12 protein-coding genes and 1 pseudogene are annotated in these 13,057 nt (G+C 71.3%); 8 read left to right on the top strand and 5 right to left on the bottom strand.

Features of this window, described 5'->3' with window-relative positions; all coding sequences use genetic code 11:
- The first annotated feature begins 279 nt into the window (after nucleotides 1–279).
- From B085_RS0115240 to B085_RS0115230, 3 genes are read left to right on the top strand one after another with little or no spacing between them, the layout of a single operon-like run.
- Entirely contained in the window at nucleotides 280–1,125 is an 846-nt protein-coding gene (locus tag B085_RS0115240) for an SDR family NAD(P)-dependent oxidoreductase (RefSeq protein ID WP_234018577.1), read from the top strand.
- 38 nt (nucleotides 1,126–1,163) lie between these two features.
- Nucleotides 1,164–1,871, top strand: coding sequence for a lysophospholipid acyltransferase family protein (locus tag B085_RS0115235; protein ID WP_018559427.1), 708 nt, complete (start codon nucleotides 1,164–1,166; stop codon nucleotides 1,869–1,871).
- A 12-nt stretch (nucleotides 1,872–1,883) separates the two neighbouring features.
- On the top strand, nucleotides 1,884–3,584 hold the full coding sequence (locus B085_RS0115230) for an FAD-binding oxidoreductase (protein ID WP_018559426.1): 1,701 nt from the start codon (nucleotides 1,884–1,886) through the stop codon (nucleotides 3,582–3,584).
- Between the two features lie 430 nt (nucleotides 3,585–4,014).
- Here the strand turns inward: B085_RS0115230 and B085_RS0115225 are convergent, their stop codons facing one another.
- Nucleotides 4,015–4,752, bottom strand: a complete 738-nt coding sequence (locus B085_RS0115225; protein WP_018559425.1) for an SDR family NAD(P)-dependent oxidoreductase — start codon at nucleotides 4,750–4,752, stop codon at nucleotides 4,015–4,017.
- 183 nt (nucleotides 4,753–4,935) lie between these two features.
- On the opposite strand from B085_RS0115225, the gene B085_RS42500 reads away from it, so the two are divergent.
- On the top strand, nucleotides 4,936–5,355 hold the full coding sequence (locus B085_RS42500; protein ID WP_018559424.1) for a hypothetical protein: 420 nt from the start codon (nucleotides 4,936–4,938) through the stop codon (nucleotides 5,353–5,355).
- 210 nt (nucleotides 5,356–5,565) lie between these two features.
- Complete coding sequence (locus B085_RS42495) at nucleotides 5,566–6,582, top strand: helix-turn-helix domain-containing protein (protein ID WP_018559423.1); 1,017 nt, start codon at nucleotides 5,566–5,568, stop codon at nucleotides 6,580–6,582.
- Here B085_RS42495 and B085_RS51910 read toward each other — a convergent pair.
- Nucleotides 6,555–6,980 carry a CGNR zinc finger domain-containing protein gene (locus tag B085_RS51910; protein ID WP_158689737.1) on the bottom strand — a complete coding sequence of 142 codons (426 nt, stop codon included), beginning with the start codon at nucleotides 6,978–6,980 and terminating at the stop codon, nucleotides 6,555–6,557. The genes B085_RS42495 and B085_RS51910 overlap by 28 nt on opposite strands.
- A gap of 20 nt (nucleotides 6,981–7,000) precedes the next feature.
- Between B085_RS51910 and B085_RS42490 the strand changes: the two are divergent.
- Nucleotides 7,001–7,765, top strand: a pseudogene (locus tag B085_RS42490) (pyridine nucleotide-disulfide oxidoreductase); the annotation flags it as partial.
- Between the two features lie 131 nt (nucleotides 7,766–7,896).
- Here the strand turns inward: B085_RS42490 and B085_RS0115200 are convergent.
- A complete protein-coding gene (locus B085_RS0115200) occupies nucleotides 7,897–8,901 on the bottom strand; it encodes an ArsR/SmtB family transcription factor (protein ID WP_018559420.1) in 1,005 nt (334 codons plus the stop codon).
- Nucleotides 8,902–9,034: 133 nt separating this feature from the next.
- On the opposite strand from B085_RS0115200, the gene B085_RS0115195 reads away from it, so the two are divergent.
- Nucleotides 9,035–10,036: an SMP-30/gluconolactonase/LRE family protein gene (locus tag B085_RS0115195; RefSeq protein WP_018559419.1), complete on the top strand. Its 1,002-nt coding sequence runs from the start codon at nucleotides 9,035–9,037 to the stop codon at nucleotides 10,034–10,036.
- A gap of 36 nt (nucleotides 10,037–10,072) precedes the next feature.
- Here B085_RS0115195 and B085_RS0115190 read toward each other — a convergent pair whose 3' ends face one another.
- Nucleotides 10,073–11,023 (bottom strand): NADP-dependent oxidoreductase, encoded by a 951-nt coding sequence (locus tag B085_RS0115190; protein ID WP_037731713.1) that lies wholly within the window; start codon nucleotides 11,021–11,023, stop codon nucleotides 10,073–10,075.
- 95 nt (nucleotides 11,024–11,118) lie between these two features.
- On the opposite strand from B085_RS0115190, the gene B085_RS0115185 reads away from it, so the two are divergent.
- Nucleotides 11,119–11,694, top strand: a complete 576-nt coding sequence (locus B085_RS0115185) for a TetR/AcrR family transcriptional regulator (protein ID WP_026251053.1) — start codon at nucleotides 11,119–11,121, stop codon at nucleotides 11,692–11,694.
- Between the two features lie 626 nt (nucleotides 11,695–12,320).
- Here B085_RS0115185 and B085_RS49295 read toward each other — a convergent pair.
- A complete protein-coding gene (locus B085_RS49295) occupies nucleotides 12,321–12,461 on the bottom strand; it encodes a hypothetical protein (RefSeq protein WP_018559416.1) in 141 nt (46 codons plus the stop codon).
- Nucleotides 12,462–13,057: the final 596 nt, after the last annotated feature.

The raw sequence follows: 13,057 nt of genomic DNA, 5'->3' as shown, positions 1-13,057 counted from the left end.
CGATTCGGGGCGAATTGCCCGACCGCGAAAGGTGGCCCTCTGCCGGCGGCGAGTCGGTTCGCGGCGGGACGACCCGGGCGGGCGCGGCGAGTGATTGGGGCCGGCCGGTGGGCACCGGGCGGATCCCGAGTCCCCGCGAGCGTTGTGCGCAAGCTCGTGTCACACGGTTGATGCGTGCTTGGTCAAACGAACTGAGCCGGGAAACGAAGGATGTGTCAGGCGCGGGCAGTCGGCCATCGGCTGCTGCCGGAATCGACGGCGTGGACCCGCTCGCCACCCATGGGACAGCTACGAGCGGGGAGCTCGGATGCCAAGAAGATGGCATATGAAACTATGTTGAGCGGTACGGGAGTCGCGCTCGTCACCGGTGCGACGTCGGGTATCGGAGCGGCCTTCGCGCGCGCTCTGGCAGACCGCGGCTGGGACCTTGTCCTGGTCGCGCGCGACAGGGAGCGTCTCGGCCGGATGGCGGCCGAGCTCCGATCCCGGGGGCGTGCCGTCGATGTGCTGCCCGCCGACCTGTCCGATCGCGCCGACGTCGAGCGCGTCGCCGCCCGGGTGGAGGACCCCGCCCGTCCGGTGGAGATGCTCGTGAACAACGCCGGTTTTGGCGTGCACGCATCGATAACCTCGGCCGACACCACCCCGCACGACCGGGCGATCGAGGTCATGGGGCGCGCGGTGCTGGTGCTCGCCGGCGCCGCCGGGCGGGCCATGCGCCAACGCGGACACGGAGCGATCGTCAACGTGTCCAGCACGGCCGGCTTCGTCACCATGGGGAGCTACTCGGCCGTCAAGGCCTTCGTGACCTCCCTCACAGAGGGTCTCGCGAACGAGCTGCACGGAACGGGCGTCACCGTGACGGCGCTCTGCCCGGGCTGGGTCCGCACGGAGTTCCACGCCCGGGCCGGAATCCGGTCGTCGAGCGTTCCGGACTTCCTCTGGCTCGACGCCGATCGACTCGTGGAGAGCAGCCTGCGCGACGTGCGGCGCGGACGGGTCATCTCCATGCCGAGCCTGCGGTACCGGCTGCTCATGTGGTTCACACGCCATCTTCCACGGCACACGGTGCGGTGGATCTCGCGGCGGATCTCGTCCAGCCGCAACGACCGTCGCACGCACTGAACAATCGGTGCGGGCGAGCCCGCACGGGAAGGAAGCGGATGCCCGCGACGACGCGCGACCGTTTCACCTCACGCTTTCACGCCGCGGCGCGCTTCGTCGCACAACGGGGGCTGCTGAAGCCCGTCGTGTGGCGTGTCACCAGCGTCACGGTACTCGGGCGCGAATGCCTGGAAGAGGTCGAGAACGCGTATGTGGTGGTCGCCAACCACACCTCTCACCTCGACACACCACTCATCATGGGCGCGCTGCCCCGCCGGTTGGCGCGTTACCTCGCGGTGGGAGCCGCCGCCGACTACTTCTTCGACGTGTGGCGGCGGCGCGGCCTCACGGCCCTGTTCTTCAACGCCTTCCCGGTCGACCGCACCGGAACGAGCGCCCGCAGAGTGAGCGCCAGGGCCCTGCTGAACCGGGGAGTACCACTCCTGATCTTTCCCGAGGGCACACGCTCGCGCGACGGATCCCTCGGGGCGTTCAAACCCGGGGCGGCGGCGCTCGCCTCGTCCGCCGAGGTGCCCGTGCTCCCCGTCGCGGTCATCGGGGCGTACGCGGCGCATCCCCGCGGATCGAGTTGGCCGAGACCGGGCCGCCTGCCGGTCGGGGTGGTCTTCGGCGAACCGCTCACCACCCTTCCCGGAGAGTCCGTGGACGAGTTCAGCGAACGCATCCGCACGGCGATCGTCAGCCTGGCCGAGGAGAACTCCGACCGGATCCTCGGCACCCATGCCACCTCACGTCGTGACAGCTGAAGGAGACCGTCCGTGAACGAACCCGCTTCCCGTACCGACGCCATGCGCACCGGTGAGGTGAGACACATGAAGTGGTGGGGCTGGGGCGTGGAAGGCGTCGGCTTCCACCACGAGGACAAGCCCGGATTCGCGCCGTTCGTGCACAAGGCCGTCGGTCTCGACCTCCGGGCGGGCAGGCGCACCCGACAGCCCGACTTCTCACAGTTGGCGGTGCCGGCCTCGGCGGCGCCGGAAGAGTTCGTCGGCGCCCTGACCGGCATCGTCGGGCAGGGGAACGCCGTCGTCGACGACCTGGCCCGGGTCGTCCACACCTACGGCAAGAGCCTGCGCGACCTGGTCCGCCTCCGGGCCGGCGAGATCGCGCGCTGTCCCGACGTGGTCGTCTACCCGGCGGACGAGGCGGAGGTGCGGAGCGTCGTCGACGCGGCCGTCGAGGCGGACGCCGTGATCATTCCCTTCGGCGGCGGCAGCAACATCGCGGGCAGCCTCGAGCCGCACCCCGACGAGTCGCGGGTGGTCGTCTCGCTCGACCTCGGTCGCCTGAGCCGGGTGCTGGAGATCGACACCGACTCCGGTCTGGCGCGTGTCCAGGCCGGGGTGCTGGGCCCTGATCTCGAGGCCCAACTCAACGGACGCGGATGGACGATGGGGCACTTCCCCGACTCGTTCACCCACTCCTCGCTCGGCGGATGGATCGCCACCCGCTCGTCCGGCATGCAGTCGGACAAGTACGGCGACATCGCGGACATCGTCAAGGGACTGCGTGTCGTCCGGGCCGGTGGCGTGCTCGTGATCCGTGCCGTTCCGAGCGCGTCGACCGGGCCGAGCGTGCGGGAGATGGTGGTGGGCTCGGAGGGGCGGCTCGGCGTCGTCACCGAGGCCACGGTGCAGGTGCACCGGCTCCCCGAGAGCCGCGGCATCCACGCCTACTTCTTCAAGAACTTCGACCACGGCCTCGCCGCGATGCAGGAGATCGCCGCGAGCGACGTCTCGCCCTCGGTCACCCGCATCTCGGACGCGCACGAGACCGGCTTCTCGCTGGCGACGAGCAAGGAGTCGAAGGGTGTCGCCAAGAAGGCGCAGGCCGGGCTCATGGCGTACCTCAGGCGGCGCGGCTGGGACCTGGACGAGATCTGCCTCTCCTTCATCGGCTTCGAAGGCGGCACGGCGCACGCGAAGCGCCAGAAGTCGGTCGTCGACCGGATCGTGCGCAGGCACCACGGCATCGGCGTCGGCAAGGGGCCCGGTGCGCTCTACGACCAGAAGAAGTTCGACACGCCGTACATCCGCGACTTCCTGCTCGACCACGGCGCCGCCGGCGATGTGAGCGAGACCGGGGGTCCGTGGTCGAAGCTCCGCGGTATCCACGCGGCGGTCTACGAAGCGGCCGACAGCGCCTACGAAGAGATCGGCCGCAAGGGCTGGACGATGTGCCACATGTCGCACTCGTACCACTCCGGCGCCTGCCTGTACTTCACCTTCGCCTTCGTGTTCGGTGACGACCCGCTCGGCGAGTACGACACCGTCAAGCGCGCGATCCAGCAGGCGTTCGTCGACGCGGGCGGCACGATCTCGCACCACCACGGCGTGGGCCTGGAGCACGCGCCGTGGCTGGAGGAGGACATCTCGGCGCAGGGCGTCGCGGTCATGTCGGGCCTGTTCGAGGCCGTGGACCCGGGCGGCAACTTCAACCCGCGCAAGATCGTCGTCTGAGCCGGGCCTGCCCGGCCCGGCGGGACAGGGCCGACCGAGTACGGCAGAGGGCCTCGCTGTGCCGCGTCAAGGTGCTCCCCCGAGACCGCGCGACGCGAAGCGCCCGCCTCCACTGACGTGGGGCGGGCGCTTCGGGTGAGCCGGGCCCGTGTCGCACCGGGGGATGGCCACCGTTCGGCACGGGTGATCAGTCCGCGCCGGGCGCAGTCTGCCCTGTCATGCAGGCTGCGCCTACTGAGACCGGACAGCCGGCCGATGTGTGACAACGAGCCGTGGACGTGGGCGATCTGACGCCTTCGCCATCTTTTGGGGGTCGGGGAGAACCGCCGGTCCGTACGCCTCCCGAGCCTTGACCGCGCCCCACAAGGCCAGGCGTGCCGCCTGCTGATCGCCCGCATCCCCTGCCCGGTGGGCCCGCGCGGGGTGGCGGTCAGATCGCGGTGGCGCCGGCGTCGGCGGCGACCGTGGCGCCGGTGAGGTACGCGGAACGGGAGTCGTCGGCGAGGAAGACGACGACCTCGGCGATCTCCCGGGGCTGGGCGATCCGGCCGAGCAGGGTGATCTTGCCGAACCCTTCCGCGGCCTCCTGGCCCCACAGGTCGATCACCGACTGGGTGCCGGCCGGCCCAGGGGCCACGGTGTTGACGCGGACGCCGGCCGGGCTGAACTCGGCCGCCCAGGTGCGGGTCAGCGACTCCAGCGCGGCCTTGGTGGCGGAGTAGACGGACATGCCGGGCAGGCCGACGCGGGCGCCCATGGTGCTGACGTTCACAATGGCCCCGGAACCCCGGGCCACCATCCCGGGGGCCAGGGCCGCCGTGAGGAAGTACGGGGCGCGGATGTTGGTGGCGACCGCCTGGTCGAAGGACTCCGCGTCCTGCTCGGCGGTCGGCAGCATCGGGAAGACCGCGGCGTTGTTGACCAGGATGTCGACCTCTCCCGCCTCCTCCGCGAGCGCGCGCAGAGAGTCCAGGTCCTCGAGGTCGGCGGCGACGAAGCGCGCCCGGCCGCCGGCCTCGGTGATCGTGCGCACCGTCTCGGCCCCCTGGTCGGCGCGGCGACCGGTGACGACGACCTCGGCGCCGGCGCCGGCCAGCAGCAGGGCCGTCTCGCGGCCGATGCCTCCGGTCGAGCCGGTCACCAGGGCGGTCTTGTCGGCAAGTGCCATGTGGGGTCCTCTCTGGGGCCGTGGTCCGCGGACTTCGGCCGATCCGGCCGGCCGGACACGGGACGACGTCCTGCGAACCGGCGGCAAAGTGCTTGTCGCGACAAGCATGTTCACATTTTATTGCCACGTCAAGTAGTTGTGGTTGGCCGGCCGGGCGGAATTGACAGGGCGTCAGTCCCGGTCGTGGATCGCCCGCAGGCGCGGTTCCCTGACGGCGGGTCGAGTTCGGCCCTGCCCCTCGCCGTCAGGGCCGCCGGCGGTCTGGGGGTCGTCGCCGCCGGTCCCCTTCGCCTGGCCGGCCTCGCCCGGGTACTCGACAAGACGGCCGCGGGTACCGACCGCCCCTGGGCGGTCGATCTGCCACTCCACCGCAAGGACGTCGACGAGGTCACCGACCTGCTGCCGGCCCGTCGGCCCCCCGAGCTCATCGCCTCCCGGGGAGGACCGCGCCGCTGTCCGGAGCGATTCCGCGACATCGGCACCGTCTGCCCGCACGTCGTGGCGGACGTCGAGCACGCGCGCAAAGCCGTCGACGCGGGCGTCGACGGCCTGGTCGTCGGCGCGGAGGCCGGCACATCATCGCCGAGTACCGGACCGCGCTGACGCGACTGTCGCTGCCTCTGGACGCCGTGGGGGAGCGGGCCGGGGCGTGACCGGTGGGCGAGAGGCGTCGGCGAGCGGGGCCCTGCCGTCCGGGGCTCCGCACAAAAAGGTGCAAGATACAGTAAAAGTCGCAAAATGAGCCGCCCGGTCACAGTAGCGTGGAGGCCTGTCCCGGCGTGCAGCCCCGCGCACAGTTCTGGAGGGAGCCGCATGACAGATCGACTCGATGTGGCGTCGCTGGCTCCGGGTGATCGCGCGGACGCGATCCGTCAGTTCTCCTGGTCCGTGAACGGCCGCATCGAGGTGGACCTTCCCCGGAACCCGGATCGCCTGAGCGCCAATGCGACCACCTACGCGGTGGGGGCGGTGAAGGTCTCGAAGATCGGCTGGAACGTGGCCCGCCTGCGCCGTGCCGCCGCCCCGGTGGACGAGGACATGGTGCCGCACGTACTCGTCCACTTCCAGGAAGCGGGAGTCGCCCGGATCCGCCAGGGGGGCAGGGAGGGTGTCACACGGGCGGGAGATCTCGTGGTGCTCGATAACGCGAAGCCCTACGAGGTCCTCTTCCGCGGAGCGATGCATTCGGTCCTCGTGCGCGTTCCCACGCACGTCCTGGGGCTGCGGCCGTCCCTCCTCGACCAGGTCACAGCTGTGCGGCTCAGTTCGGAGCGCCCGGTCGTGGGTGCCGCGGCAGCGCTCTTCGCCCGGCTGGCGCGTGATGAGGCCGGCGACGTCGGAGAGGCTGAGACCGCCCTGTTCGCGCAGCCCTGTGTCGACCTGATCAGGGCATTGGTCAGCCTGGCCGTGGGCCGTGACGATCTCGCCAGAGCGCCTCTGAACAGCACACTTGTGCAGCGCGTCCAGGAATACGTCCGCCTCCACCTGGCGGAACCCGACCTGACTGCGGCGCGTATCGCCGCCGAGCATCACGTTTCCGTACGCCAGCTCTACCTGATCCTGTCCCGGGCGGGCATCACCCTCGCCGACTGGATACGGACGCAGCGCCTGGAAGAGTGCAAGCGGGAACTGGCGTCATCGGCGTATCAGTTCATGACCATCGAGGCGATCGCCCACCGGTGGGGATTCGCCAGCGCGCCCCACTTCAGTCGGGTGTTCAAGGCGGCGTACGGAGTGAGCCCCCGCGACGTGCGGTGGCAGACGTTCGGTGGCGACAGCGGAGTCGCACCGGCGGCGGTGCCTCACCGCAAGGGAACTCCGGAAGTGTGATGGCGCCGGTAATGGCGGGCGACACGCGCGCGGTTGCCGCACACGGGGGAGCACCACTCCCGGCGTGCGTGGCTGTCGGCAAAGAAGAGAAGGCAGTTGGGTGCCAGGCAGGGACGCAGGTGATCGCGGTCCGGCCCGGTGAGGAGTTCGACAGCCTGGCGCGCGATGACCTGTACGGCAAGTCGGGCCTCGCCCCCGTCACCGCGATACACGCGTGAGATCGGCCCGTCGGCGGGCCACCGCAGTTCCGGCCAGGCCCGGGCGAGAGCGTTCAGCGTGCTGATCGCTTTTTGACGGTCCGGCTTCGGCACAGAGGCCGGCGAAGAACGCGGATCTCCGGTTGTCTCCGACGCGAGCCGTCGCAACGCGCCGCGCAATGCCCGCAGCGATCGGGCCACCGTGCGTATTCCCACGCGGGCTGACCGACGCCGGCGCGCGGGTGCGTATCGGCGTCCAGGTCACCGCCCTGCGCCGCCCCGACCCCGCCGGACCGGTCACCTGCACCCTGGACGACGGCAGCGAACTGGAGACGGACGAGATCATGTTCGCCACCGGACGCGCCCCGCTGACCGACGACATCGGCCTGGACACCGTGGGCCTCACCCCTGGATCCTGGCTGGACGCCGACACCACCTGCCTGGTCCGCGAGGTCGAGGGCGAGTGGCTCTACGCGCTCGGCGACGTCAACCACCGCGCCCTCCTCACCCACCAGGGCAAGTACCAGGGGCGCACCGCAGGCGACGCCATCGGCGCGCGTGCCGCCGGCCGTCCCCTGGACGACGCCCCCTGGGGCGACCACGCCACCACGGCCGACCAGCACGCCGTACCGCAGATCTTCTTCACCGACCCCGAAGCCGGCGCGGTGGGTCTGTCCGCCGCGCAGGCAGAGGAGGCCGGTCTCCATGTCAAGGTCGTCGACCTCGACTTCACCGCCGCCCAGGGCGCCAACCTCTACGCCGACGGCTATCGCGGTCACGCCCGGATGGTCGTCGACACCGACCGGGAGATCCTCCTCGGGGTGACTTTCGTCGGCCACGGCATCAGCGAACTGCTGCACTCCGCCACCGTCGCCGTCGCAGGCGAGATCCCTCTCAAGCGCCTCCGGCACGCCGTCGCCTGCTTCCCGACGGTCAGCGAGATCTGGACCCACCTCCTTGCCGCCTACCGCCGCGACAGTGACTGACCGCCCTCATCCCCATGGCAGCGCAGTCAAAGGGCCGATAGCGGGTTCATCGTCACGGACACCCTCGGCCTCCTCTTGGCAGCCAGGGTGCAGGCCGCGCCGAGGTGCCGTGCCCCCCTGAGGCGCCGACGCTACGCCGTGGGCGGTTCACCTGACAGCAGGGCCGCGCCGAGCGGGGTGAGGGTGTGCAGGACGGCGGTGCCGATCCGGGTCGTGCGTACCAGTCCGGCCTTCCGCAGCACCCCGGCGTGCTGGCTGGCCGCCGCGAGGGAGACCTGGACCCGGCCGGCGAGCGCGGTGGTCGTGGCCGGCTCGCGCAGGGACCGGAGCACCGCCGCCCGGGTACGTCCCAGCAGCGGCCCGAGGGCCGCCCCCGGTGGGGCGGCAGGCGTGCCCGCCTGCTCCGGCACATGCATCGGGTAGGCGAGCACCGTCGGTTCGTCGGCCTGGTAGCGGATCATCGGTCCCATGGCGAACCAGGACGGCACGAGCAGCAGCCCGCGACCGCACAGCGGGACGTCGTCGTCGTAGCGGGACGGCACGTGCAGGACCGGGGGATCCCAGCGCCAGGTGGGGGCGAGTGTCGTCAGCAGAGCGTCGACGCCCCCGCGCAGCAGCATCTCCGCGCGCAGGGCCCGGTCCGCCGCGCCGTCGGTGCGGACCCTGGGCCACAGTGGGGCGATCGACGAGGCGAAGTAGGCGCTCAGGTCGGCTGCCAGCACCCGTCGCGCGGCGGGTGACCCGGCGGCGAGCTCCAGCATCCAGCGGCTCGGCGGCTCCTGAGCGCCACCGGTCCCGCCGGGGCCGGGCAGGACACGCAGGTCGGCGGCGAGACGGTCGGCGGGCGTACGCCTGGCCAAGTCGATGGCGGTCGCGAGGTCTCCGGCGGTGGGCTGGAGCAGGAAGTCGGGCAGGTAGCCGTCGCGGGGCACGAGGTCGAGCAGGACACCTGCGCCGTCGGCCAGGCCGCCGTTCCACCGCCGCCGCCACTGCCCGGCGGCGGGGTGGGACCGGCCCGTTCCCGCGGTCGGCGCCCGCAGGCCGCGCACGCTGAGGACCGCCTCCCACAGGGCGTTGGGCGCCGGGGCGAGCGTGATCCGGCGCAGATCGTCGGTGTCGAAGTGTAAGCGGATCACGACGACCGATTATCGGCCCGGAGGAGCCTTTCGCCCAGACGTGAAAGGTGATGCGGCCGCTCCCGGGGCCCGGCAGGCTCTCCGGCGTCCTCGCGTCGCTGGGACGCCCGCCACGTACCCCGGAGGTTTGACGATGCCCCGCACCAACCGACTCCCGCGGCTCGGCGCCGCCGTCCTGCTGGCCGGCCTGGCGGCGATGCCCGCCCAGGCCGGCCCGGCCGCCGCGCGCGAACTGCCGCGCACCTACGTCGTCTCCCGGGCGCCCGGTGTGCTGCCGGAGGGAATCGCGATCGACCGCGACGGCACGATGTACGTGTCCTCCGACGGCACCGGCGCGCTGTACCGGGGCGACGTCCGCGACACCCGCCTGCGGCCCTTCCACGCTGAGGGCCTGGCGGACCGCACGAGCACACTGGGCGTGCACACCGACGGCCGGGGACGGGTGTACTCGGTCGGGGGCGCGGAACTGATCGTCCACGACCGGGGCGGCCGGCTGCTCGCCACGCGCACGGCGCAGGGCGGGCCGCTCGGCGCGTCCGACCTGAACGACCTCGTGATCACCCGCGACGCCGTGTACGTCACGGACTGGGCCAACCCCGTGGTGTACCGAGCCGACATCCGCCACGGGCGGCTGGGCCCGCTGGAGCCGTGGCTGGACGTTCGCTCCGCCTTCCCGCAGTTCCCCGCGCAGTACTGGCTGCTCAACGGCATCGTGGCGGACCGGTCGGGCCGTACGCTGCTGGTGGCGTCCAACGGGACCGAGGCGGTGTGGCGGGTGGACGTCGCCACCCGGGAAGTCGGCCAAGTGGACCTGGGCGGCGCGTCCTTCGGGGCCGACGGGATGCTGCTGCGCGGCCGGACGCTGTACGCGGTGCTCAACTACGGCGCACCGAACGGCGTCTACGTCGCCGAGCTCGACCCGGACCTGCGCTCCGGCACGGTGACGCACCGCGTCACCGGCGAGCCTTTCGACCTGCCCACGACGCTGGCCCGCCACGGCTGCCGGCTCTATGTCGTCAACAGCCAGAACGACGAGCCGCCGGGCCGGCCCCCGTACACCGTGAGCGCGATCGACGACCCGGTGTGCGCCGACCGGCCCGACCCTCGACGAACCCACGTCACCTTGCGGAGCTGAGGTCGGTAAAGCCCGCGAGCCGCGGCTCGGGCGGCGCTACAGCAGGGAGATGACGAGCTTGCCACCCTTGGGCGTGCCGTGCTGCTCGAGCTCGGTGAGAGCGGGGATCGCCTGCTCGAGCGGTACGGTGCGGGCGATCGGCAGACGCAGCTTGCCGTCGGCGGCGATTGCGACAACCTCCTCCATGTCCTGCCGCACGGGCTTGGCGATCACCACGTTGTACGGCCCGGGCAGCATGCTCCTGACGAACTTGGCCGGGGCCGGGTGGATGTCGACGACCTGCCCGCCCGGCTTGAGCATGGTGCGCATCGCCTCGACGGAGAGCGCGTTGGCGGCGTCGAGGACGATGTCGTACCGCCCCCTCAGCGACGCCGGGTCGAAGTCGAAGCCGACGACAGGGTCGATGCCCAAGGCGCGTGCCTTCTCAGCGGAGGTGGCCCGGCAGCTGCCGGCCACAGTGGCGCCGCGTGCCAGCGCGATCATGCTTGCCGAGCGACCCACCCCGCCCAGGCAGCCGGTGACGAAGACTGCACCGCCAGGCTTGAGCCTGCCCTTGCGTACGATCGCCTGGAAGGCAGTGAGGCCGGGCGTCACGATCGCGGCCGCCTCCTCGAAGGAGAGGTCCGCCGGCTTCCTGACCACTGTCTTGAGGTCAGTGACGACCAGGTCGCCGAACGCGCCCGAGGACTTCAGGGGCGCGCCGCCGAGCACCTCGTCGCCGACGCGGAACGTGGTGACGCCCGGACCGGCGGCCTCCACGACACCAGCGAAGTCGGTGCCGAGCGCACGCGGGAATTTCTTGCCGGTCATGGACCTGAGACGGCCGCTGCGGATCCCCCAGTCGAGCTTGTTCGCGGCTGCCGCCCGCACGCGGACCAGGATCTGGTCGGCGCCGGGCTGGGTCGGCGTGAAGGTCTCCAGTCGCATGACCTCCGGCCCTCCGTACTCGTGATATTGGATCCGCCGCGGCGTGGTTCCGGTCGTCATGGGGCTCTCCGATCAAGTGATGTCATTGAGTGACATGACTGTAGCGCAAGGGATGTCACCTAGTGACATCACTCCTGCGTGGCTACTCTGGAGCGATGGGACGCTGGGAGCCAGGGAGCCGCGAGCGGCTCCGCAGTGCCGCGATCGAGTTGTTCAGTGAGAAGGGCTTCGAGCAGACGACCGTCGAGGAGATCGCCGACCGGGCGGGAGTGACCAAGCGGACCTTCTTCCGGCACTTCGCCGACAAGCGCGAGGTCCCGTTCGCAGACACCACGCAGCTGGAGCAGAGCATCGCAGACGCCGTGACGCGTGCTCCTGCCCGCTTGCCTCCCCTGGAGGCCATTGCCGTGGCCCTGACCACCCTGGACTGGGAGGCCATAGGCACCCGCGAGGCCCAGCGGCACCGCCAGCTCGTCATCGCTGACAGCCCCGAGCTGACCGAGCGCGAGCTGGTCAAGTACAACGGCTTCGCGGCAGCGTTCGCGGACGGCCTCGGGCGGCGCGGGGTCGAAGCGGACACCGGCATCCTGGCCGCGCAGGCTGGTCTCGCGGTCTTCCGCACCGCCTACCGCCGTTGGCTCGACGAACCCGACCACCAGGACATCGCGGCGCTGGTGCGCACGGCGCTGGCCGAGCTCCGGGCGCTGGTCACGGCGGTATCCGCGTCGTAGCGCCGCGGGCACAGCGTCCTCTGACTGTGGGCTTGCAGCGGCGGAGTCCGGCGGCCTCGGCCGGGCACCGTTCGGCCAAGGCGTCGGCGATGTCCCGGTCCAGCGCGGGCCGAGCCGGAGACAGCTTCGCGCACGTGGGTCTGAAGGTCGGTCGCCGGGGCCGCGCACGCCCGAACGCCCGCATGTGCGTCGGCCGGCCAGGGGCGCGTATCGCCGTCGAGGTGGCCGATGGCGATCGCGATCGTCGCCAGGTCGTGCGGGGAATCGGCGGCCTGGGCCATCGACGTGAACTGGTTCAACGGCCGCAGGCGTTGACCGGAGGCCGCCGGATGCCGAGCCAGTGACCCGACAGCCGTGGCGGCGCACGTCCTGCGCCTGGCGCGTTCCGACGCGAGGTGCGGCAGTGCTCGCCGCAGGAGCACGGGAACCAGGTCGAAGCAGGCAAGCGCCGCCTGATCGAGGACGAGTTCACCCGGCCCCGTGCCGTCCCGCCACATCCGGGCCCTGCCGTCGCCGTAGGTCGACGCGTACGCGGCGGTCCAGGCCCGCAGTTCCGGTGCGCGGTCCCTGACCCGAGCACGGATCTCCGCAGCGCGGTCTCCGAGGTCGGCGGCGACGCCGGCCTCCTACACATAGGCGAGCATGGCATCGGGCAGCGAGGGAATGTCCGGCCCCAGCAGCGGATTGTCAAGGAGTTCGGCGACGAGCAGCGCGGTGGGCGCCGTCGCGGGCCAGGCCTTGCCTGGGGGCGAAGCGTCGCCGACCACAGGTGCGAGTACCCGGCGACGAAGGCCTTCGCATCGTCGCCGAGGAGAGCAGCCGGATGCCGCGGCGTGTCGCCGGCGGGGCCCGAGCCTTGGAAGAGGCCGGACCAATTCACCTCATGGCCACGGTCGTTCACAACGGGGATGGTGCCATGACACGTCGGCGGGCTCACATCGCCCGGACTCACTCCGGAACGGCGCTCCGACGTGTCACTTCTTGTCGCGCAACAGCCTGGCTATCATCACCAGCGCGACCATCATCACGATGACGGTGACGAGGACCCCCAGGGGGGATCCGTCGGGCCATCCTGTGTACGCCATCTCTATTCGATCTCGCATGTTCGCCTCGCAGCGTGGTTGCGGAGGGGAGCCGGGGACGGTCTCGGCCTCCGAGTGGACCCAGGGGATGAAGGGTTGCCCCATCTGAGCGCCTACCCGTGAACTCCCCAGGCAGGCGCGTCCGCTGTGGTGGCGGCTTCCCTTTCACGCCCGCGGAAGGCGGCGGACGGCGTCCCCTCTCGTGGTGCGGGGATCATCCGTCGGTTCGGTTCCGGGAGTTGCGGAGCACGCCGCGGTGGATCTGCTCCACGTGGCGGCAG

The organism is Streptomyces sp. BoleA5, from assembly GCF_000373665.1.
Classification (GTDB): domain Bacteria; phylum Actinomycetota; class Actinomycetes; order Streptomycetales; family Streptomycetaceae; genus Actinacidiphila.
The sequence above is the reverse complement of the archived record's forward strand: the minus strand, read 5'-3'. Positions and strand labels throughout refer to the sequence as shown.

Bases quoted from the DNA above. Each gene is read 5' to 3' on its own strand.
- B085_RS0115240 (WP_234018577.1), top strand. From the start codon at position 280: ATGGGACAGCTACGAGCGGGGAGCTCGGATGCCAAGAAGATGGCATAT.
- B085_RS0115225 (WP_018559425.1), bottom strand. From the start codon at position 4,752: ATGGCACTTGCCGACAAGACCGCCCTGGTGACCGGCTCGACCGGAGGC.
- B085_RS0115235 (WP_018559427.1), top strand. From the start codon at position 1,164: ATGCCCGCGACGACGCGCGACCGTTTCACCTCACGCTTTCACGCCGCG.
- B085_RS42495 (WP_018559423.1), top strand. From the start codon at position 5,566: ATGACAGATCGACTCGATGTGGCGTCGCTGGCTCCGGGTGATCGCGCG.
- B085_RS0115195 (WP_018559419.1), top strand. From the start codon at position 9,035: ATGCCCCGCACCAACCGACTCCCGCGGCTCGGCGCCGCCGTCCTGCTG.
- B085_RS0115185 (WP_026251053.1), top strand. From the start codon at position 11,119: ATGGGACGCTGGGAGCCAGGGAGCCGCGAGCGGCTCCGCAGTGCCGCG.
- B085_RS0115190 (WP_037731713.1), bottom strand. From the start codon at position 11,023: ATGACGACCGGAACCACGCCGCGGCGGATCCAATATCACGAGTACGGA.